This is a genomic window from Marinobacter sp. L-80 (genome assembly GCF_056859395.1).
On record NZ_JBSXOI010000077.1, the window covers coordinates 204,057 to 224,464 of the forward strand.

The 20,408-nt window shown below is 56.0% G+C and carries 17 protein-coding genes and 4 tRNA genes; 9 read left to right on the plus strand and 12 right to left on the minus strand.

All coding sequences use genetic code 11. From position 1 onward, the window contains the following. Positions 1–127: 127 nt before the first annotated feature. The 6 genes from AC13E3_RS20475 (at position 128) to AC13E3_RS20500 (ending at position 6,434) form a co-directional block, all read left to right on the plus strand. The gene (locus AC13E3_RS20475; RefSeq protein WP_008174591.1) at positions 128–574 is read left to right on the plus strand and encodes an Lrp/AsnC family transcriptional regulator; all 447 of its coding nucleotides are present in this window, start codon (positions 128–130) and stop codon (positions 572–574) included. 89 nt (positions 575–663) lie between these two features. Further along, the gene (locus tag AC13E3_RS20480) at positions 664–2,043 is read left to right on the plus strand and encodes a TRAP transporter substrate-binding protein (RefSeq protein ID WP_227497848.1); all 1,380 of its coding nucleotides are present in this window, start codon (positions 664–666) and stop codon (positions 2,041–2,043) included. A 14-nt stretch (positions 2,044–2,057) separates the two neighbouring features. Next, complete coding sequence (locus AC13E3_RS20485; RefSeq protein ID WP_008174585.1) at positions 2,058–2,597, plus strand: TRAP transporter small permease subunit; 540 nt, start codon at positions 2,058–2,060, stop codon at positions 2,595–2,597. Then, positions 2,597–3,922 (plus strand): TRAP transporter large permease, encoded by a 1,326-nt coding sequence (locus tag AC13E3_RS20490; RefSeq protein WP_008174583.1) that lies wholly within the window; start codon positions 2,597–2,599, stop codon positions 3,920–3,922. The genes AC13E3_RS20485 and AC13E3_RS20490 overlap by 1 nt, the downstream gene beginning before the upstream one ends. Before the next feature lie 24 nt (positions 3,923–3,946). Continuing rightward, a complete protein-coding gene (locus AC13E3_RS20495) occupies positions 3,947–4,783 on the plus strand; it encodes a sulfite exporter TauE/SafE family protein (RefSeq protein ID WP_008174581.1) in 837 nt (278 codons plus the stop codon). A gap of 64 nt (positions 4,784–4,847) precedes the next feature. Further along, the gene (locus AC13E3_RS20500; protein WP_008174578.1) at positions 4,848–6,434 is read left to right on the plus strand and encodes a gamma-glutamyltransferase family protein; all 1,587 of its coding nucleotides are present in this window, start codon (positions 4,848–4,850) and stop codon (positions 6,432–6,434) included. A gap of 107 nt (positions 6,435–6,541) precedes the next feature. Here AC13E3_RS20500 and AC13E3_RS20505 read toward each other — a convergent pair. The 4 genes from AC13E3_RS20505 to AC13E3_RS20520 all read right to left on the minus strand — a co-directional run bounded on the left by AC13E3_RS20505 (position 6,542) and on the right by AC13E3_RS20520 (position 7,089). Continuing rightward, positions 6,542–6,626 (minus strand) — tRNA-Leu (locus AC13E3_RS20505). A gap of 120 nt (positions 6,627–6,746) precedes the next feature. Beyond that, positions 6,747–6,822 (minus strand) — tRNA-His (locus AC13E3_RS20510). Positions 6,823–6,902: 80 nt separating this feature from the next. Next, positions 6,903–6,979: transfer RNA gene (locus AC13E3_RS20515), tRNA-Arg, on the minus strand. Positions 6,980–7,012: 33 nt separating this feature from the next. Further along, positions 7,013–7,089, minus strand: a tRNA-Pro gene (locus tag AC13E3_RS20520). A gap of 233 nt (positions 7,090–7,322) precedes the next feature. Between AC13E3_RS20520 and folD the strand changes: the two genes are divergently transcribed. Next, positions 7,323–8,180: a bifunctional methylenetetrahydrofolate dehydrogenase/methenyltetrahydrofolate cyclohydrolase FolD gene (folD, locus tag AC13E3_RS20525; RefSeq protein WP_008174575.1), complete on the plus strand. Its 858-nt coding sequence runs from the start codon at positions 7,323–7,325 to the stop codon at positions 8,178–8,180. Between the two features lie 85 nt (positions 8,181–8,265). On the opposite strand, the gene AC13E3_RS20530 is transcribed toward folD, so the two are convergent. The 3 genes from AC13E3_RS20530 to AC13E3_RS20540 all read right to left on the minus strand — a co-directional run bounded on the left by AC13E3_RS20530 (position 8,266) and on the right by AC13E3_RS20540 (position 13,661). Beyond that, positions 8,266–10,446, minus strand: a complete 2,181-nt coding sequence (locus tag AC13E3_RS20530; protein ID WP_405420380.1) for a malate synthase G — start codon at positions 10,444–10,446, stop codon at positions 8,266–8,268. A 150-nt stretch (positions 10,447–10,596) separates the two neighbouring features. Next, a complete protein-coding gene (gene cysS / locus AC13E3_RS20535) occupies positions 10,597–11,985 on the minus strand; it encodes a cysteine--tRNA ligase (protein ID WP_008175013.1) in 1,389 nt (462 codons plus the stop codon). Continuing rightward, positions 11,982–13,661 carry a glutamine--tRNA ligase/YqeY domain fusion protein gene (locus tag AC13E3_RS20540; protein ID WP_008175012.1) on the minus strand — a complete coding sequence of 560 codons (1,680 nt, stop codon included), beginning with the start codon at positions 13,659–13,661 and terminating at the stop codon, positions 11,982–11,984. The genes cysS and AC13E3_RS20540 overlap by 4 nt, the downstream gene beginning before the upstream one ends. A gap of 138 nt (positions 13,662–13,799) precedes the next feature. On the opposite strand from AC13E3_RS20540, the gene AC13E3_RS20545 reads away from it, so the two are divergent. Both AC13E3_RS20545 and AC13E3_RS20550 read left to right on the plus strand, forming a co-directional pair. Then, the gene (locus AC13E3_RS20545) at positions 13,800–14,300 is read left to right on the plus strand and encodes a peptidylprolyl isomerase (RefSeq protein WP_008175011.1); all 501 of its coding nucleotides are present in this window, start codon (positions 13,800–13,802) and stop codon (positions 14,298–14,300) included. After that, positions 14,297–15,022 (plus strand): UDP-2,3-diacylglucosamine diphosphatase, encoded by a 726-nt coding sequence (locus AC13E3_RS20550; RefSeq protein WP_008175010.1) that lies wholly within the window; start codon positions 14,297–14,299, stop codon positions 15,020–15,022. The genes AC13E3_RS20545 and AC13E3_RS20550 overlap by 4 nt, the downstream gene beginning before the upstream one ends. Before the next feature lie 38 nt (positions 15,023–15,060). Here the strand turns inward: AC13E3_RS20550 and AC13E3_RS20555 are convergent, their stop codons facing one another. The 5 genes from AC13E3_RS20555 to AC13E3_RS20575 all read right to left on the minus strand — a co-directional run bounded on the left by AC13E3_RS20555 (position 15,061) and on the right by AC13E3_RS20575 (position 20,407). Then, the gene (locus AC13E3_RS20555) at positions 15,061–15,831 is read right to left on the minus strand and encodes an amino acid ABC transporter ATP-binding protein (protein ID WP_014577526.1); all 771 of its coding nucleotides are present in this window, start codon (positions 15,829–15,831) and stop codon (positions 15,061–15,063) included. Positions 15,832–15,869: 38 nt separating this feature from the next. After that, positions 15,870–16,955 carry an amino acid ABC transporter permease gene (locus tag AC13E3_RS20560; protein WP_053112375.1) on the minus strand — a complete coding sequence of 362 codons (1,086 nt, stop codon included), beginning with the start codon at positions 16,953–16,955 and terminating at the stop codon, positions 15,870–15,872. Further along, positions 16,955–18,142 carry an amino acid ABC transporter permease gene (locus AC13E3_RS20565; protein WP_482902452.1) on the minus strand — a complete coding sequence of 396 codons (1,188 nt, stop codon included), beginning with the start codon at positions 18,140–18,142 and terminating at the stop codon, positions 16,955–16,957. The genes AC13E3_RS20560 and AC13E3_RS20565 overlap by 1 nt, the downstream gene beginning before the upstream one ends. Positions 18,143–18,232: 90 nt before the next feature. Then, positions 18,233–19,258, minus strand: coding sequence for an amino acid ABC transporter substrate-binding protein (locus AC13E3_RS20570; RefSeq protein ID WP_008175006.1), 1,026 nt, complete (start codon positions 19,256–19,258; stop codon positions 18,233–18,235). Positions 19,259–19,519: 261 nt separating this feature from the next. Beyond that, complete coding sequence (locus AC13E3_RS20575; RefSeq protein WP_482902453.1) at positions 19,520–20,407, minus strand: hypothetical protein; 888 nt, start codon at positions 20,405–20,407, stop codon at positions 19,520–19,522. Position 20,408 lies beyond the last annotated feature (1 nt).

Consider the following 20,408-nt stretch of genomic DNA (forward strand, 5'->3'; position numbering starts at 1 on the left):
CGGAGAGAATCGCAACTGCCAAGGCCATAGCATTCTCTCGATTCAGCAAGATCACAGCACGAAACGAAAAATGGTATTCTTGCGAAGAACGGACTAATTTCAATTTTATTTGCGGATTAAAACGACTTTGAACAATCTGGATACCGCCTTGCTCAACCTGCTTATAAAAGACGGAAGAGCCTCCTTTGCCGATATTGCCCGCCAGCTCAATATCTCCCGGACTCATGCCCGTGATCGGGTGCAGGCGATGATTGAGTCTGGCCTGATCGAACAGTTCACTGCGGTCATAAATCCAGAGAAGCTCGGTAAGACGGTATCAAGCTTTATTGACCTGAAAGTCGCTCCCAATGCGATAGAAGATATTGCAGAGGACCTGGCATCGAAACCTGAAGTGGTGAGCCTGTACATAATGACCGACTTGCAAAGTCTTCACATCCATACCCTTACCGACAGCACTGAAACCTTCCACGCCTTTGTATCCACCCATCTTTTCTCCAATCCCCAGATCCTGTCCGTGGCCTCCAGCTCCCTTTTGAAACGTGTGAAACACCGCCGTGGTGGCGCACGACTCTGATTCCACTGCCGGCAAGACAATTCATGCCTTAAATTCGGGCTGAAGTGCCAAAAGTGTGCGGAGCTGACAACGGACGCGTTTCGTTCTGATTGGCTGACGAATGTCAGGCGGAACGCGTAACTAGGTGGCATTTGCACTTAAAAACACTTGAAGCGCTGCTATTTGGAGAATTAAACCTGCAACTCCTGCAGCTCCACCGCCCAACTTTGGACCAACGTCGCACCAAGGCGGATCAGACCAGAACCCATTTTTTTCTTCTATTTTTCAATTATTTGCGGATTATCCGAAATTGGTACGCTATCTGCAGACAGTTACAGCGAACCAAAAATGAACGTGCCTTGCAAAACCGGCAACCGAAAAACGGAGAATCTGCAATGACCATTAACCGGAGAAAATTCCTTGGCGCTGCCCTGGCTTCAACCACCGCGGGAATCGCTGTTGCGGCACCTGCTTTGGCTAACGCAGCAGCTTCGAAAGAGTCGTTCAATCTGAAAATGACCAACGCCTACCCGCCTGGCTCCCCCTTTTATGTGCAGGGTCCGGGAAGTCCGATGGATTTTTGCAAGAAGGTCGGAGAGATGTCGGGTGGGCGACTGAATATTTCCCACTTTGCCGCAGGCGAACTGATCCCCGCGCTCGAAGGCTTTGACGCCGTGTCGCAGGGCACCGTGGAAATGAATGCCGCAAACGCCTATTTCTGGGCCGGCAAAATTCCTGCCGCCCAATTTTTCACCACCGTGCCCTTCGGCCTGAATACACAGGGCATGATGGCCTGGCTGTATCAGGGAGGCGGACTCAAACTGTGGCACGAGCTTTATGAGCCGTACGGACTTGTCGCTTTCCCGATGGGCAACACCGGTGTCCAGATGACCGGCTGGTTCCGCGATCCGATTGAAACGGTGTCTGACCTGGAAGGCCTGAAGATGCGTATTCCGGGTCTCGCTGGAAAGGTCTATAGCGAACTGGGCGTTACCGTACGTTTGCTGCCGGGCGGCGAAATTTTCCCCGCTCTGGAACGGGGTGTCATTGACGCTGCCGAGTTTGTCGGCCCTTATCAGGATCGTCGCCTGGGTCTGCACAAAGCTGCCAAGAATTACTACACGACCGGCTGGCATGAACCCACAAACGTCACTGAACTGCTGATCAACAAAAAGGTATGGGACAGCATGCCCAAGGACCTTCAGATGATCATTCAGATGGCGGCCCAGGCCTCCGTACTTGAAAGCCTGTCCTGGTCAGAAGCCAACAATGCCGATGCGCTGACAGATCTCGTCCAGAACGAGGGTGTCATCGCCAAGCCACTGCCCGCCCCGATTGTCAGCCGTCTCAAGGAAGTCACTGCCGACACCCTGCTCACCATGGCAAATGCAGACGCGCAGACCAAGAAAGTATACGACGCCTACATGGCCTTCAAGGATAAGCATGCATCCTGGGCAGCTCTGAGCGAAAAACCCCTGTTGAATATGTAACCTGGAGTTCAGCCATGAGAACGGCAATCAAGGGTCTCGAATGGCTGGTGGAACAAATGGGAGGGCTGGCACGGTTTTGCGTGCTGGTCCTCGTTCTGCTGGTAGCGACCAATGTGATCTTGCGGTACCTGTTTTCTATAGGCCCGGTGTCGCTGCAGGAACTGGAATGGCACCTGGTATCCCCCATTGCCCTGCTGGGGCTGGCTTACTCGATGAAACATCGAGCGGACGTCAGGATCGATTTCCTCTACGAACGCTTTTCAGTTCGAGGCCAGGCTGTCGTTGACGTTGTGGCGTCCCTGCTGACCGTAGCTATCGGTGCAATCATTGCCTGGCTTGCTCTCAACTACGTCAGTCACTCCTATCAACTTGGCGAAGGCTCGCCGGATCCCGGCGGTTTAGGCATGCGGTATCTGTTAAAAGCGTTTATTCCCCTCGGTTTCTTTTTACTGGTCATTCAGGGTGTTGCCGACATGCTGCGCGGCCTGGTGCAGTTTTTCGAGCCGGAAGATCCAGTCGAGCTTCCTGAGTCACTCAACACGGAGACTGCGTGATGGTGGGTAACGAATGGCTAGTCATCGGAATGATCGTCGGCTTCCTGGGGCTGATGATTATTGGTATTCCTGTCGCTATTTCGCTAGCAGTCTCTGGATTCGTGGCCGGCTATCTGGGATTCGGTAGCACTCTTTTCAGCCTCATGCCCGCGCGCCTCTATGGCGTGGTAACCAACTACACCCTGCTGGCTATCCCATTGTTTGTATTTATGGGGGTAATGCTGGAGAAGTCCAAGGTTGCTGAAAACATGCTGGAAACCATCGGGAAGGCGATGGGTGGTGTTAACGGCGGCATGGGCCTGGCGATTATCCTGGTTGGAGTACTGATGGGCGCGTCCACCGGCATCGTCGGTGCTACCGTCGTGACGGTCGGACTGTTGACCCTGCCGGTCCTGATGCGCAGAGGCTACTCGCCAAGCGTCTCCTGTGGCACCATCTGCGCTTCAGGAACCCTGGGGCAGATAATTCCGCCGAGCCTCGTGCTGATTCTGCTTTCAGACATCGTCGGCGAATCCGTCGGCGCCCTCTTCGCTGCAGCCTTTATTCCCGGGCTCATCCTGGCGGCGATCTACATCGCATACCTGCTGTTGCTCGGGGTCTTCAAGAAAGACATGGTTCCGGCCATTCCTCAGGAAGAGCGGGCACAGACCAGTGGGCGCCAACTTGCCAAAGACCTGATGGCCCATGTGATGCCACCACTGCTCCTGGTCATCGCCGTGCTTGGATCGATCGTAGGTGGTATTGCTGCGCCGACAGAGGCGGCGTCAATGGGGGCATTGGGGGCCTTGCTGATCGCCATCGCCACCAAACGAATGACTCCAGCACTCCTGAAAGAAACCCTGCATGGAACACTGGTGATCTCCGCAATGGTGTTCTTCATCCTGCTCTGCGCGCAGCCCTTTGCCCTGGCCTTCCGTGGCCTTGGTGGAGAAAACATGGTACATGCGCTGTTTGAAATGCTGCCAGGCGGGGAATTCGGAGCAATCCTGTTCCTGATGGCATTGCTGTTCGTGTTGGGCTTTTTCCTGGAATGGATTGAAATATCCTACATCGCCTTGCCCATGTTCCTGCCCGTGTTCATGAATTATGGCACTGACATGGTCTGGCTGGCGATCATGGTCGCCATGAACCTGCAGATGTCCTTCCTGACACCACCCTTTGGCTGGGCCCTGTTTTTCCTTAAGGGAGTCGCGCCCAAGGGCATCACGACCCGGGATATCTATGTTGGCGCGCTACCCTTTGTGGCATTGCAACTTCTGGCACTCGTAGTACTCTTCCAATTCCCGTCGCTGGTCACCTGGCTCCCGGAAGCCATCGGCTGGTAGCACCATTCAATCAGGATCATACTCATGGATTTTTTTGCTGATTACTCTGCCGGCTGGCTGATCGGCCTGGCTCTTTCTCTCATGGTCACCGGGATCATTGCCGGCCTGATGGCCGGATTGCTCGGCGTCGGTGGCGGCATCGTCATTGTCCCTGTGCTTTATCACCTGTTCACTTTCCTCGGTATCGACGAGGCGGTGCGCATGCATGTTGCGGTAGGAACCTCACTGGCTACGATCATTCCGACATCCATCATATCGTCCCGATCCCACTATAACCGGGGGAGCCTGGATCCGAGCATTCTGAAAAAACTGATTCCCGGCGTGGTCATCGGTGTCGGTATCGGTGCGATTCTCAGTGGCATTTTGAATGGGCAGGTACTGACCGCCATCTTTGCCGTTATGGCGCTTCTGGTGGCGCTCAATATGGCGTTCAAAAAAGAAGGTTTCAGCATCGGCAACGGACTGCCCGGCCCGGCAGGCTCCGGAGCTCTCGGCGTATTTATCGGGGGCATTTCCACTCTAATGGGTATCGGTGGCGGCACCTTGAGCGTGCCGATCCTGAGTGCCTTGCGTGTTCCCATGATCAATGCCGTTGGTACGGGCGCCGCGCTGGGGTTTGTGATCAGCGTACCTGGTGCACTGGCATTTCTCTTCAACGGTATGGGTGTGGAGGCACGGCCACCGCTGACTCTCGGCTATGTGAACCTGATCGGGCTCGCGTTGATCGTACCGGCAACCATGCTGATGGCACCTGTGGGCGCCAGAATTGCCCACGCTATCAATGGCAAGTTACTGAAACAGCTCTTCGCACTATTTCTGTTTATCACGTCACTGCGAATGTTCTACGGCATCATCGGCTAAGGCCGTTACTCTGTCGTTAACCAATCAGCGTGTGACCGCCACTTACACCCGGAGACAATAAAAGATGCTTAAAACCGTCTACTCAACAAACGGAATGTTTGTCGCACCCCACCACCAGGCCGCTCTCGCCGGTCGGGACGTCCTCAAAGAAGGCGGTAACGCCGTGGAAGCGATGGTGGCTGCTGCGGCTTCCATTGCCACGGTCTATCCCCATATGAACTCTATCGGTGGTGATGGTTTCTGGCTCATTCACGAACCGGGGAAACCACCGGTCGCCATCGATGCCTGCGGGCAGGCCGCGAAAGCCGCTACTCTCGACTTTTATCAAGGCCATGATCAGATTCCTTCCCGCGGCCCCCTCGCAGCGTTGACCAGTGCCGGCACCATCGCCGGATGGCAGAAGGCACTGGCAGTTTCAGCGTCCTGGGGCAAGGCGCTACCGGTTTCACGATTGCTGGCCCCGGCCATTGAACAGGCCAAAACAGGGATTGTAGTCACCGAAAGCCAGGCCAGGCTGACTGCAGAAAAAGCCCACCAGATGAAAGACGCACCGGGCTTCTTCGATGCATTCGCCCCGGGCGGCAAGGTGCCAGCGGCTGGCACCCGAATGAAGCAACTTGCACTAGCCTCAACGCTGGAACAGCTCGCCAGAGTTGGCCTCGACGACTTTTACCGCGGCGAGCTTGGCAAGGCTATGGGGGATGAACTCTCAAAGCTTGGGAGCCCGATAACGGCAGAGGATCTGGCCGCCTACCGGGCTTTACAGGTTGAACCGCTGCAAACCAAACTCCGTGGCGCCCGGATTTTTAACCTGCCACCACCTACCCAGGGCCTGGCGTCACTGATGATTCTCGGGGTTTTCGACCAATTGGGCGTCAGTGAGGCGGAAGGATTCGACTATATTCATGGCCTTGTCGAATCCACCAAGCAGGCATTCCGGGTAAGGGATCGCGTTGTAACGGACCCTGATCGGCTGCCGGAAACACCCAGCGACTACCTGACACCTGAGAGACTTGCTGCACTGGCTGCCAACATTGATCATCAAAAGGCACTACCCTGGCCTGATCCTGCCAAACCCGGCGATACCATCTGGATGGGCTGTATTGATTCCGAAGGACGAGCTGTCAGCTTCATCCAGAGCATTTTCTGGGAGTTTGGATCAGGCGTGGTACTCAAGGATACCGGTGTAAACTGGCAAAACCGTGGCATCAGTTTTTCACTGGATCCAACCGCGCTCCAGGCTCTGGAACCCGGCCGCAAGCCCTTTCACACCTTGAACCCTGCGCTGGCGCATTTCGATGATGGCCGCATTATGAGCTACGGAACGATGGGGGGAGAGGGACAGCCACAAACCCAGGCCATGGTATTCAGCCGGTATGGCATGTTCAATCAGCCACTGCAGCAGGCGGTAACAGCGCCTCGCTGGCTACTTGGCCGCACCTGGGGAGACACTACAACAACCCTGAAGTTTGAGAACCGCTTTGACCCCGAACTCATCAAGCGACTGAAAGCAGCCGGGCACGACGTGGAAGAGATTGGAGAGGCGTTCAGCGATACCATGGGCCATGCAGGTGCCCTGGTACTCAAGACCGACGGTATTATCGAAGGTGCCGCCGACCCACGTAGCGATGGTTCCGTGGCTGCCTATTGATCCTCCGATATACAAGCGCCTTCGGGCGCTTGGATTTGCTCGAAAGGCTGCCACAGAATCGGCGACCAAAAAAAAGCCTCTCAGGAATGCCTGAGAGGCTTTATAAATGGTGCGGATGGAGGGAATCGAACCCCCACACCTCTCGGTACCAGAACCTAAATCTGGCGCGTCTACCAGTTCCGCCACATCCGCGAAAAACCAACCAAAACGTCAACGCAGCTACCACCAAAGGCGGCTCGACTGCAGCCATTCACACGTCTGGTTCGAGTGCGAAATCCGCTCCCGAGCTTCGAATGAATGACAGGGAAAAAGTGGGGTGGACGAAGGGGTTCGAACCCTCGACCGCAGGAGTCACAATCCTGAGCTCTACCAACTGAGCTACGTCCACCACATCAGGACATGCCCTCAGGCATAAAACTTAACTTCACTGTGCCAGCGGTACCGGCACGAACCAAACCGGCAATAGATTGGCGCGCCCGGCAGGACTCGAACCTGCGACCATCCGCTTAGAAGGCGGATGCTCTATCCAGCTGAGCTACGGGCGCTGGACCGTTCGCCCACCTGAATATCCAGAAAAATGGTCGGGGTAGAGAGATTCGAACTCCCGACATCCTGCTCCCAAAGCAGGCGCGCTACCAGACTGCGCTATACCCCGTTTGAACTGAACAACAAGTGCTTCAGCAAAGTTGGCGCGCATATTACCGGCGCCGGACGACTCCGTCAACACGCATTTCCAAATTCCCTGAAACAATCGTCGATTCAATGACAGAAGGCCGACTGAAAAGTTCCCTTGAACCCCGCTAACCAAGCGCCTGATTGGAGTTCCGACCGAAGCATGAGACAATGTCGGGCCTCCAATTTACCGATGCCCAACCGACAAGACGAGACATGACCGCCAAACTGATCAATGGAAAAGAAATTGCCGCCGAAGTAAGACAGCAGGTCGCCGCCGGCGTTGAAACCCGCAGGCAGCAAGGACTTCGCGCTCCAGGACTGGCCGTAGTGCTGGTCGGGGACGATCCCGCATCGCATGTATATGTAGGCAACAAGCGGAAAGCCTGCGACCAGGCAGGAATTCTCTCCCTGTCCTATGACCTTCCGGAAGACACCTCTCAGGAAGCCCTGGAGTCCTTGATTGACGAGCTGAACGAAAACCCGGCAGTCGACGGCATCCTGGTCCAGCTTCCGCTTCCCGACCACCTGGATGCAGATCCGATACTGGTCAAGATTCGTCCGGACAAAGACGTCGACGGATTCCACCCTTACAACATCGGCCGTTTAATGCAGCGCAAACCCACTCTGCGCCCATGCACACCTGCAGGCATCATTACCCTGCTAGACAGCATCAAAACTCCCTACAAGGGCCAGCACGCCGTGATCGTGGGTGCCTCGAACATCGTAGGACGCCCCATGAGCATGGAATTGCTCCTGAAAGGAGCCACTACCACCGTATGCCACCGATTCACACCGGATCTGCAGAAGTTTGTAGGCGAGGCTGACATTCTGGTGGCCGCTGTTGGCAAACCTGGACTCATAAAGGGTGATTGGGTAAAACCGGGAGCCACGGTGATTGATGTGGGCATCAACAGGATGGAAGACGGAAAACTGCATGGCGACGTGGACTTCCAGGCCGCTTCTGAACGTGCCGCCTACATCACGCCGGTTCCCGGCGGTGTCGGGCCCATGACGATCGCCACCCTGCTTCAGAACACCCTGTACGCGGCTAACGTGCTGCACAAGGACTGAGGAATGGCACGCTGAATTACGGTGCTGCCCTGCTCCCTCCAGCCACAAAAAACCCCGCCGAAGCGGGGTTTTTTGTGTACAGGACTTACTGTCCGTATTTCGCCTTGGCCTTCAGACGGTAAGCGTGCAGTAGCGGCTCAGTGTAGCCATTAGGCTGCTCGCGGCCCTTGAGAACCAGATCCAGCGCCGCCTGGAAGGCCACACTGTCATCGAAGTTCCCGGCCATCGGGCGGTACGCCGAATCACCGGCGTTCTGCTTGTCGACCACCGCTGCCATACGCTTCATGGTCTCCATGATCTGATCTTCAGAGCAGATACCATGGTGCAGCCAGTTGGCCAGCAACTGAGAGGCGATACGCAGAGTCGCACGGTCTTCCATCAGGCCGACATCGTTGATGTCCGGCACCTTGGAGCAGCCAACGCCCTGGTCAATCCAGCGCACAACGTAACCGAGGATACCCTGGGCGTTGTTGTCCAGCTCCTGCTGGATGTCCTCGGCGCTCAAAGAAGCAGGATCATCCATCACCGGTACTGTCAGGATATCGTCCAGCGCAGCGCGTGTGCGGCTTTCCAGCTGCTTCTGGACATCAGCCACACTTACCTGATGGTAGTGAGTGGCGTGCAGTGTAGCCGCCGTGGGAGATGGAACCCAGGCAGTGTTCGCACCAGCCTTCGGATGCCCGATTTTCGCTTCCAGCATGCCGGCCATCAGGTCAGGCATGGCCCACATGCCCTTACCAATCTGGGCAACGCCACGGAAACCGGTTTCCAGGCCGATGTCCACGTTCCACTGCTCGTAGGCATTGATCCAGGTCGCCTGCTTCATCGCACCCTTGCGGATAAACGGACCCAGTTCCATGGAGGTATGGATCTCGTCCCCGGTGCGATCCAGGAAACCGGTGTTAATAAACACAGCCCGCTCTTTCGCGGCATGGATACAGGCTTTCAGGTTAACTGTGGTGCGACGCTCCTCGTCCATGATGCCGACCTTCAGGCTGAAGCGCGGCAGGCTCAATGCATCCTCGACACGACCGAAAAATTCGTTGGTGAATGCAACCTCTTCCGGCCCGTGCATCTTAGGCTTCACGATATACATGGAGCCTTTGGTGCTGTTCTGGAACTTGCCATTGCCCTTCATGTCGTGAATGGCGATCAGTGAGGTGATCAGACCGTCCATCAGACCTTCCGGCACTTCGTTACCGTCTTTCAGCAGGATGGCCGGGTTGGTCATCAGGTGGCCGACGTTACGGATAAACATCAGGCTGCGGCCTTTCAGGCTCAGCTCGCTGCCATCTGCCGCGGTGTAGGTGCGATCCGCATTCATCTTGCGGGTCAACTGCTCGCCACCTTTCTCGAAGGTTTCCTGCAGATCGCCCTTCATCAGGCCCAGCCAGTTGCGGTACGCAAGTGCCTTGTCGTCGGCGTCTACGGCAGCTACCGAGTCTTCGCAATCCATGATGGTGGTCAGTGCAGACTCCATCAGCACGTCTTTGACGTGGGCACCGTCGTCTTTGCCAATCGGGTGGCTGGCGTCAATCTGGATCTCGAAGTGCATGCCGTTCTTGACCAGCAGCACGCCGGTGGGCGCATCAGCAGCACCGGTGTAGCCAACAAAGCCGGCTTCGTCTTTCAGGCCCGTGGAGTCACCGTTCTGCAGCTTGACGACCAGTTTGCCACCTTCAACTACATACTTGGCAGCATCTTTGTGACTGCCAGAGGCCAGCGGTGCCGAGCTGTCGAGCAGGTTGCGGGCCCACTCGATAACTTTGGCACCGCGAACCGGATTGTAGCCACGGCCTTTTTCAGCGCCGTCTTCCTCGGAAATCGCGTCGGTACCGTACAGCGCATCGTACAGGCTACCCCAACGCGCGTTCGCAGCGTTCAGAGCAAAACGGGCGTTCATGATCGGCACCACCAGCTGAGGGCCGGCCATGGTTGCCACTTCCGGGTCGACATTGGAGGTGGAGATCTTGAACTCGGAAGGCTCGTCAACCAGGTAACCAATGTCTTTCAGGAAAGACTTGTATTCGCCCATGTCGAGCTTCTGGCCCTTGTGATCCCGGTTCCAGCTGTCCATTTTTTCCTGGATAGCATCACGCTTGGCCAGCAATTCACGGTTGCGTGGCGCCAGCTCGTTCACGATCTTGTCAAATTCTGCCCAGAATTTATCGGCATCGATTCCGGTGCCCGGGATCGCTTCGTTGTTCACGAAATCATACAGATTCTTTGCGACCTGAATGCCGCCGACTTGTACGCGTTCTGTCATCGTTGTCTGCCTCAGTGGGTTACGTTTCCCGACTCCCCCTTCATCTTGAGGGGGCATTCTAATTTGAGCGCCGCATTGTAAGGGAAAATCCTTACAAGATCATTCCTGCAGGCGCAAAACTGGTCTGACCAACCGGCAGCTCCCGGAAATTCAGGCTTTACGCCAGGTCGTCCCCTCTCGGGAATCGTCCAGAATAATACCTTTCTCGAGGAGCTCGTCGCGGATCCGGTCGGCCTCGGCAAAATTCTTTGCCTTGCGGGCATCAGCCCTGGCCTGGATCATTGCTTCAATGTCTTCGGCGCTAAGCTCACCACCCGTGTCTGCCTGGAAGAACGCCTCGGGATCCTGCTGCAGCAGCCCCAGAACACCACCAAGCCTTACCAGAATCGCCGCACTTTGCTTGGCATCGTCTTCACGACCATCGCGACGATGCTGATTGATTTCGTTGGCAACAGCGTGCAGGACGGCAATTGCACCCGCGGTGTTGAAGTCATCGTCCATCGCCTCGGCAAACCGCTCGTCGTGCTCGGATTCCGGCACATCGGCGGCCTTGGCGGGCACGATGCCTCTGAGCGCATGGTACAAACGGGTCAGAGTTCGGCCGGCCTCAGCCAGATTTTCCTCAGAGTAATCCACCTGGCTACGATAGTGGCTGGAAACCAGGAAGTAACGGACCACTTCTGCCGGGTACTTCTCCATGATCTCGCGGATGGTGAAGAAGTTACCCAGGGACTTGGACATCTTTTCTTTGTTCACCCGGATGGCACCCGCGTGCATCCAGGTGTTCACAAAAGTGTGGCCAGTGGCACATTCTGACTGGGCAATCTCGTTCTCATGGTGCGGGAACAACAGATCCGGGCCACCGCCGTGAATATCGAATGTGTCGCCGAGACAGCAGGTGGACATCGCAGAGCACTCGATGTGCCAGCCGGGACGACCATCGCCCCAGGGCGACGGCCAGCTGACCTCCCCTGCCTTTGCCGCTTTCCACAACGCGAAATCTGCAGGGCTTCGCTTGGCTTCCTGAACATCCACCCGCGCGCCCGCCAGAAGATCCTCCAGCTTTTTCTTGCTGAGCTTGCCGTAGTCATCGAAGGAATCGACCGAAAAGTAGACGTCACCATTGTCCGCTGCGTAGGCGTGGCCGCCGGCAATCAGTTTGTGGATCATCGCGATAATTTCGTCGATATACGCGGTAGCTCGGGGCTCTTCATCCGGTGACAGCACGCCGAGACGGGCTTCGTCTTCGTGCATGGCTTTGATCATCCGGTCCGTGAGTTCGTCATAGGGCTCACCGTTTTCATCCGCACGGCGCAGGATCTTGTCGTCAATATCGGTGATATTGCGAACATAGTTCACGTCGTAACCGCGATGACGCAGGTAACGGGTAATCACATCAAAGGCTACCAGCACCCGGGCATGCCCCAGGTGGCAGTAGTCATAGACTGTCATACCGCAGACGTACATCCGGACCTTGCCAGGCTCAATTGGCCGAAACTCTTCCTTCTGTTGGGTCAGAGTATTGTAGATGCGGATCACTTGCCCCCCTTGCCCCAGGAATCCCTGAGCGTAACAGTGCGGTTGAATACCGGCCGACCGGCAGCCTCGGTATGGGCCTGATCACAGAAGAAGTAGCCTTCCCGCTCGAACTGGTATGGAAGATCCATACGGGGCGCGACAAGACTCTTTTCGACGCGCGCGCCTTTGAGAACCACCAGCGATTCCGGATTCAGGTGATCCATCAGATCGCCTTCCTTGTCACTGTCCGGCGACTCGTGGTTAAACAGGCGGTCATACAGATTGATGTCTGCCTCTACACTGTCACTCGCCGAAACCCAGTGAATCACGCCGTTCGGTTTGTAGCCCTCGGGATTGACGCCCAGGGTGTTGGGATCGTACTCACACTTGAGCTCGACAATCTGGCCACTGTCGTCACGAATCACTTCCCGGCAGGTCATCACATAGCCGCCACGGAGGCGTACTGCCTGGTCCGGGGCCAGCCGCTTCCATTTACGCGGCGGCTCCATTTCGAAATCTTCCCGGTCGATATACAGAGTCTGGGTCCAGGGCACTTCCCGCTCGCCCATATCCGGATTTTGCGGGTGCACTGGCAAGGTGAGCGTTTCGCTTTGATCCGCCGGGTAATTGGTCAGCGTGACTTTCAACGGGCGCATCACACACATGGCTCTCGGGGCCCGGGTGTTGAGGTCTTCGCGAATGGCGTGCTCAAGCATGCCCACATCCACAGTGCCGCCGGCCTTGTTCACCCCGATCATGTCGCAGAAGGTGCGGATGGACTCCGGCGTGTAGCCACGCCGGCGCATACCGGAAATGGTTGGCATACGCGGATCGTTCCAGCCATCAACTACATTCTCATCCACCAGACGCTTGAGCTTCCGCTTGGAGGTGATGGTGTAGTTCAGATTCAGCCGCGCAAACTCGATCTGGCGCGGGTGGCAGGGGCCGGAGATGTTATCCAGAACCCAGTCATACAGCGGCCGGTGGTCCTCGAATTCCAGCGTGCACAGGGAGTGGGTAATCCCCTCCAAGGCATCCGAAATGGGATGGGTGAAGTCATACATCGGGTAGATGCACCACTTGTTCCCGGTCTGGTGATGTTCGGCGTAGCGGATGCGATAAAGAATCGGATCCCGCATGTTGATGTTCGGAGAAGACATATCGATCTTGGCCCGCAGCACCAGTTCGCCGTTCTGATACTTGCCGTCCCGCATATCGCGGAACAGTTGCAGACTTTCTTCCACCGGCCGATCCCGGTAAGGGCTGTTCCTGCCCGGCTCTTTGAGACTACCGCGATACTCGGCCATTTCATCTGCCGTCAGGGCGCAGACGTAAGCCTTGTCCCGGGTAATCAGTTCCTCGGCAAATTCATAAAGCGCATCAAAGTAATCCGAGGCATAAAGCACGTCCCCGGCCCACTCGTAACCAAGCCATTCCACATCCTGCTTGATGGCGTCGATGTATTCCTGGTTTTCCTTTTCCGGGTTGGTGTCGTCAAACCGAAGGTTACAGTCGCCGGAAAAGGTCTCGGCGATGCCAAAGTTCAGGCAGATCGATTTGGCGTGACCAATATGCAGGTAGCCATTGGGCTCCGGCGGGAATCGGGTGACCACCTTGCCGGTGTGCTCTCCGCTGGCGATGGCGTCTTCGATCAGGCTCTGGATAAAGTTGTGGGCTTTCTTCGACTCGGCGCTCATACAATCTCTGTTAAAAGGGGAGTGAATCTTAAACCGCGTATTATACTCACAAATCCTTGCCGGACTCATGCATAGCGGGAAACTCTTGAGTACAATGGGGCCGTTAACGTACCTAACCTTTCTGAACAGGAAAACCTGATGATTCTGCTGAAAACCAACTACGGTGACATCAAGCTGGAACTGGACTACGACAAGGCACCGGAAACCGCCAAAAACTTTGAACAGTACGTTCGCGACGGTTTTTACGATGGCCTGATTTTTCACCGTGTGATCAGCAATTTCATGATTCAGGGCGGCGGCTTCGAGCCGGGCATGACCCCACGTAAAACCCGCGATTCGATTCAGAACGAAGCCGATAACGGACTGAGCAACATGCAGGGAACCATTGCCATGGCACGCACCATGGACCCGCACTCTGCCACAGCCCAGTTCTTTATTAACGTTGAGAATAACGGCTTCCTGGACCACACCGCCAAAAACGCGGAAGGCTGGGGCTACTGCGTGTTCGGCAAAGTGGCCGACGGCATGGACACGGTAAACGCGATTCGAGCAGTGCGCACCACCATGCGTGCAGGCCACCAGGATGTGCCTGCCGATGACGTGGTAATCGAAAAAGCCGAGGTTCTGGAGGACGCGTGACCACGCTGTTTATTTCAGATCTTCACCTCGAGGAATCCCGCCCGGATATTACTGAGGCATTTCTGGGCTTTCTCGACGGGAAAGCCAGTGGTGTTGATCAGCTGTATATTCTCGGTGATTTCTTTGAGGCGTGGATAGGAGATGACGAACGCACGCCGCTCCAGGAGCAGATTGCGACTGCCCTTCGAAAACTGCGGGACAGCGGCACCAGGATTTTCCTGATGCACGGCAACCGGGACTTTCTGATCGGCCAGGACTTCTGCGACCGGGCCGGCGCAACGCTGCTGGACGATCCGACGGTGATTGATCTGTACGGTACCCCTACCCTGCTGATGCATGGCGACAGCCTGTGCACCGCCGATGTGGAATACCAGAAGTTCCGGGCCAACATGCGTAACCCGCAGTGGCAGCAGATGATACTCCAGCGCCCCCTGAAAGACCGCCAGCAAATGGCCCGCCAGCTACGGGAAATCAGCATGGCGAAAAATCAGGGCAAGGAGGAGTTCATCATGGACGTAACGCCCGAGGAAGTGGTCAAGGACTTGGAAACGCACGGTGTCCAGCGAATGATCCATGGCCACACCCATCGCCCCGCGGTTCATGAACTGACGGCCAACGGGTCGCCGGCAAAGCGTATTGTACTGGGAGACTGGGACAAGAACGTTTGGTGGCTTGAGGCAGAGCCAGGCAAGGAGCCCGAGCTATTCAAGGAGCCGTTGTAAAAAAGCCGGGCAAATGCCCGGCTTTTTTAGTCTTGGTTTCAGTGCGCGAGTATCTGCTGGAGGAACTTCTGAGTTCTGGCTTCCTGTGGGTTGGTAAAGAACTCGTGGGGAGGTGCCTGCTCCACAATCTCGCCACCGTCCATGAAAATCACACGGTCCGCCACCGTCTTGGCAAAACCCATCTCATGGGTTACGCAGAGCATGGTCATACCGCTTCCCGCCAATTCAATCATTACGTCCAGCACTTCCTTGATCATCTCCGGATCCAAGGCCGAGGTTGGCTCGTCGAACAGCATGATCTTGGGCTTCATGCACAGGGCCCTGGCAATCGCCACACGCTGTTGCTGGCCGCCCGAAAGCTGCCCCGGGAATTTGTTAGCCTGATCCGGGATCTTGACCCGCTCAAGGTACTCCATCGCAGATGCCTCCGCTTCCTTTCGGGGCGTTTTTCGCACCCAGATCGGCGACAGGCAGCAGTTTTCCAGGACGGTCAGGTGCGGAAAAAGGTTGAAGTGCTGAAACACCATGCCGACTTCCCGCCGAACCGTATCAATGTGGCGGACATCATCGGTCAGCTCGATACCATCAACAATGATTTTGCCCTGCTGATGCTCCTCCAGCCGGTTGATGCAACGGATGAAGGTGGATTTTCCCGAGCCCGATGGCCCACAGATGACAATTCTCTCGCCCTGATCAACGGTCAGGTTGAGATCTTTGAGAACATGGAAGTCCCCGTACCACTTGTGCATGCCCTCAACCCGGATAATCCCCGGTTTTTTTCCCGGCTGGTCCTTCGGCGGGGTCTGCATTTCTGAGGTTTGTGTTTGTTCTGTCATAGGATTACCCGTCAGGTCTTATGACCAGTGTCTAGTTTTCGTTCAAGGTTCTGGCTGTATCTGGAGATGCCGAAGCAGAAGACCCAGAAACAGAACGCCACAAATACATAGCCCTCAATGGCAACATTCTGCCAGGCCGGATCGGTAACCGTGGACTGGACTGTGCCGAGGATATCGAAGAGGCCGATAATCAACACCAGCGTGGTGTCCTTGAACAGGGAAATGAAGGTGTTCACGATACCCGGAATAACCATCTTCAGAGCCTGCGGCAGGATGACCAGCCCCATTTTGCGCCAGTATCCCAGCCCCAGAGCATCGGCAGCCTCATACTGGCCCCGGGGAATGGCCTGCAGGCCACCGCGAATCACTTCCGCCATGTAAGCGGACTGCCACAGGGTTATACCAATCAGCGCCCGGGCCAGTTTCTCGAAGTTCACACCTTCCGGGAGAAACAGCGGCAGCATCACCGAAGCCATGAACAGAACCGTGATCAACGGAACCGCCCGCCATACCTCGATAAAGACCACACAGATCCCGCGGATGATCGGCATCTCGGAGCGACGACCCAGCGCCAGCAATATGCCAATGGGCAACGACGCAATAATCCCGATGTAAGCCAGGATCAGGGTCAGCATCAGGCCGCCCCATTTCGAGCTCTGCACTTCTTCCAGGCCGAAACTGCCTCCGGGAATCAGGAAGTAGCCAACAATGGGCAAACCAAAGATACCGAACAGCCCGAGCCACTTGCGGCCGGGGAAACGCTCGATGAACTGGGGTACAAAGGAAACCGCCAGCAGCAGGAACATCACGTCGACCCGCCACTGCAGTTCATCCGGGTAGAATCCGTAGATAAAGAAATTCAGACGCTGGCTGATAAACAGCCAGCAGGCACCCGCTCCCGTACAGGCGCTCGGATCACTGCCAACAAAGTTGGCGTCGAGGAAAAACCAGTTGAGCAAAGGCCCTACACTGGTCACCAGCAGATAGGCCACACCCAGCGTCAATACCGTGTTGAACCAGCCGGAGAACAGGTTCTCCCGCATCCACTTGACCGGACGGAGCGCCTTCTTGGGTGCTTTCATGGTTGACTCGGTCATCATCGCTCCTTAATGGCCACAGCCCGGTTGTAGATATTCATGAACAACGAGATCAGCAGACTGATGGTCAGATACACCGCCATGGTAATGGCGACAACCTCGACGGCCTGCCCCGTCTGGTTCAGCGTAGTGCCCATGAAGACCGCCACGAGATCCGGGTAACCGATGGCCGTTGCCAGGGAGGAGTTTTTCACCAGATTCAGATACTGACTGGTGAGCGGCGGAATGATGACCCGCATGGCCTGCGGTATCACCACCAACCTGAGGGTAAGACCATTGGGCAGCCCCAAAGCCTTGGAGGCCTCGGTTTGTCCCTTGCTGACCGACAGAATACCGGAGCGGACGATTTCAGCGATGAAGCTGGCGGTGTACAGCGACAGTGCAATCCACAGAGCCGCCAACTCCGGAATGATGGTAATTCCCCCGCCAAAGTTGAAGCCCCTGAGCGCTGGCAAATCCCACTCTAGAGGCCGACCGGCCAAGAGATAAGAGATTATCGGTACCAGCACCAGAATAGCCACGCCGACCTTGAAGGTCGGGAAGATCTGTCCGGTCGCCAACTGGCGTTTTTTCGCCCATATCCGAATCCCGACGACAGCAGCGATGGCAAGCAGAATACCGCCCCAGACAATCCCGAAACCCTCCTGGATCACTGGATCTGGCAGGTAAAGGCCCCGGTTGTTCAGGAACAGCGCGCCGCCGACGTCAACACTCTGGCGTGGTGACGGAAGATTGCTGAGTACGGCAAAGTACCAGAAGAAAATCTGCAGAAGCAGCGGTATGTTGCGGATCACTTCGATGTAAACCAGCGCCATTTTGGCCACAAGCCAGTTACTCGAGAGTCGCGCAACACCAATGATGAAACCGAGAATGGTGGCGGCAACGACACCCATCGCGGAAACAAGCAATGTATTGGTTAGACCAACCCAGAAGGTTCGGCCATAAGACATGGTTGCATCATAAGGCACCAGATTCATGATGATGCCGAACCCGGCGGTTTCACCGAGAAAACCGAAACCGGTGCTGATGCCACGGCTTTCCATGTTGGAAAGCGTGTTATCGACGAGAATCCATCCGCCCCAGAACACGAGGGCAATGGCTATCGCCTGAAAGAAGAGTGAGCGGACCCGGGGGTCGTACCAGGGCTTGGGCCCTGCAGGTCGGGTATCGATTGTTTGTTTTTTCATGGATTGTCCTGAAGAGCTTCCCTGTGGTTTACAGCATCAGAGATAACGGCGAAGCCTCCCACAGGAGACTTCGCCGTATGCCTTCAGGTCTTAACGGACCGGCGGCGCATACATGATACCGCCTTCAGTCCAGAGCGCGTTGATTCCGCGATCCAGTCCCAGCGGGGTATCCGGTCCTACGTTGCGGTCATACATTTCACCGTAGTTGCCAACCAGTTTCACGGCCTGATAACCGAAGTCATCCGGCAGTCCAAGCTTGGCACCCATGTCGCCATCGGTACCCAGCAGGCGCTGGATATTCGGGTTGTCGGACTTCAGCATGTCGTCGGCATTGGCGCTGGTCACGCCCAACTCTTCGGCGTTGATCTGCACGGAGAGCACCCACTTGACAATGTTGAACCACTGATCGTCACCCTGGCGAACAACCGGGCCCAGGGGCTCCTTGGAAATGGTGTTCGGCAGGATCTTGGCTGAACTCGGATCGGACAGCTTCGAGCGGAGCGCCGCCAGCTGCGAACGGTCGGAGGTCAGAACGTCGCAACGACCCGCCGCAAAGCCCTGAACGGTTTGCTCAGAGGTGTCGAACACGATCGGCTTGAATTCCATGCCCTTGGCGCGGAAGTAATCCGACAGGTTCAGCTCGGTGGTAGTACCGGCCTGGATACAGATGGTGGCACCGTCCAGCTGGGTGGCATCGTCCACACCGATACCCTTGTTGATCAAAAAGCCCTGACCATCGTAATAATTCACGCCGGCAAAGTTCAGGCCCAGGGACGCATCGCGGGTCAGTGTCCAGGTGGTGTTACGGGAGAGCATGTCGATTTCACCCGACTGCAGGGCGGTGAAACGCTCCTTTGCAGTCAGTGGAGTAAACTCAACCGCGTTTGCGTCACCGAAGATGGCTGCAGCAACCGCGCGGCAGGTATCCACGTCGATACCGGTCCAGTTACCTTTTTCATCAGGCTGCGAGAAGCCAGGCAAACCGCTGGTCACGCCGCACTGGAGGTGACCTTTCTCCTTGACGTTCTCCAGAGTTGTAGCTGCCATGGCACCAGTGGCCGAGAACGTACCTACGGCCAGAGCAATCCCCAGGGCAATCGATTTCGTCTTTCTCATTGTCTTTTCTCCGAACATCAGTTGGTTTTATCGCGACGAGTGTAATCAGCAATTTGCAAGCCACTCGGCGTAAGCCGATGATTTATATTATTTTTATCAATCACCGGTGCGTTTCAGACGAATCTGGAACGAAGTAATACCATTTCATGCACCAGTTCGGCGCTTTCGCTCCAACCCCATGCGCCAAAAAAAGGCAGACCAAGGGCCGCGCCTATTAAAAGTAGAACAAGGTTCGGTAAATGAACTAGTTTTTATGCAAAATTATTTCGAAATTTTGAAGACGGGGGGCTCTGCGTAGGTCTCGAGGCGCTTCCGCCACCCCGGCAGCCAGCGCTCCCGCTCGATGGGATTCTCCGCGTTGTCTGCCCGTCGCGTCAGAACGGTGTCAGCTGCTTCCCTGAATTTAACAAGGGCGCTCTGATCTGGTGATTCAGACATTTCCAAAAGCACCTGCAGCAGCCCCCAGCCCTGGCCCTCATAGCGCTCCGTAGGCGAAAGCCCCTCGCCCTTGAAATTCACATAGTCGATGATGGCGTAAACGCCACCGGGCGTCTGGCTCAAGGACTCCAGCCTGGCAGCGATCTCTGGCTTTTGATCATCCGGGGCTGCCTCAATAATCTTTCCAAGCGATTTCCTGGCGCGACGGAATATGAATTCAGCCTGGATCCCCTGGGTACCCGCCAGAAACTCTCGCAGCTCTGCTACTCGTGGTGAATCGTCTACAGCCAGAAAGTCTGCTTTTTCGCGCCAGGGAGCGTCAAAAGGCTCGAGCGCTCTCAACCATTCGGGAATATTGACCTGACGCTGTTCCATGTATTCCATAAGGGCCGGAAAACTTTCCACGAATCGCCCTTCAACGCCCTCCGGATACCAGATGAAGTGACCGATACCCAATGACGGAAACGCCTCGCCGTCGTTCCAGTGGACCAGACACTGAAAACGCCCTGCGCACTCGTTCCGGAAAATCTGTTGGCCTACCCAGTCCAGCTGAGCGGAGGTCAGTGCCAGCGAGACATCGACATCCGGGCCAGTCGGTGAAGTAAGTTGTTGGCCATCGGATTCGGGCGCGTTATCCACATTAGTGGAATCACAACCAGTTACCACCAAAACACTCATCAGAGAGATCAATACAAGGTATTTACCAAACACC

Coding starts and splice junctions, on each gene's coding strand:
- AC13E3_RS20490 (WP_008174583.1), top strand. CDS start 2,597: ATGGTGGGTAACGAATGGCTAGTCATCGGAATGATCGTCGGCTTCCTG.
- AC13E3_RS20485 (WP_008174585.1), top strand. CDS start 2,058: ATGAGAACGGCAATCAAGGGTCTCGAATGGCTGGTGGAACAAATGGGA.
- AC13E3_RS20560 (WP_053112375.1), bottom strand. CDS start 16,955: ATGACCGAGTCAACCATGAAAGCACCCAAGAAGGCGCTCCGTCCGGTC.
- AC13E3_RS20530 (WP_405420380.1), bottom strand. CDS start 10,446: ATGACAGAACGCGTACAAGTCGGCGGCATTCAGGTCGCAAAGAATCTG.
- AC13E3_RS20565 (WP_482902452.1), bottom strand. CDS start 18,142: ATGAAAAAACAAACAATCGATACCCGACCTGCAGGGCCCAAGCCCTGG.
- AC13E3_RS20545 (WP_008175011.1), top strand. CDS start 13,800: ATGATTCTGCTGAAAACCAACTACGGTGACATCAAGCTGGAACTGGAC.
- folD (WP_008174575.1), top strand. CDS start 7,323: ATGACCGCCAAACTGATCAATGGAAAAGAAATTGCCGCCGAAGTAAGA.
- AC13E3_RS20555 (WP_014577526.1), bottom strand. CDS start 15,831: ATGCAGACCCCGCCGAAGGACCAGCCGGGAAAAAAACCGGGGATTATC.
- AC13E3_RS20540 (WP_008175012.1), bottom strand. CDS start 13,661: ATGAGCGCCGAGTCGAAGAAAGCCCACAACTTTATCCAGAGCCTGATC.
- AC13E3_RS20570 (WP_008175006.1), bottom strand. CDS start 19,258: ATGAGAAAGACGAAATCGATTGCCCTGGGGATTGCTCTGGCCGTAGGT.
- AC13E3_RS20500 (WP_008174578.1), top strand. CDS start 4,848: ATGCTTAAAACCGTCTACTCAACAAACGGAATGTTTGTCGCACCCCAC.
- AC13E3_RS20495 (WP_008174581.1), top strand. CDS start 3,947: ATGGATTTTTTTGCTGATTACTCTGCCGGCTGGCTGATCGGCCTGGCT.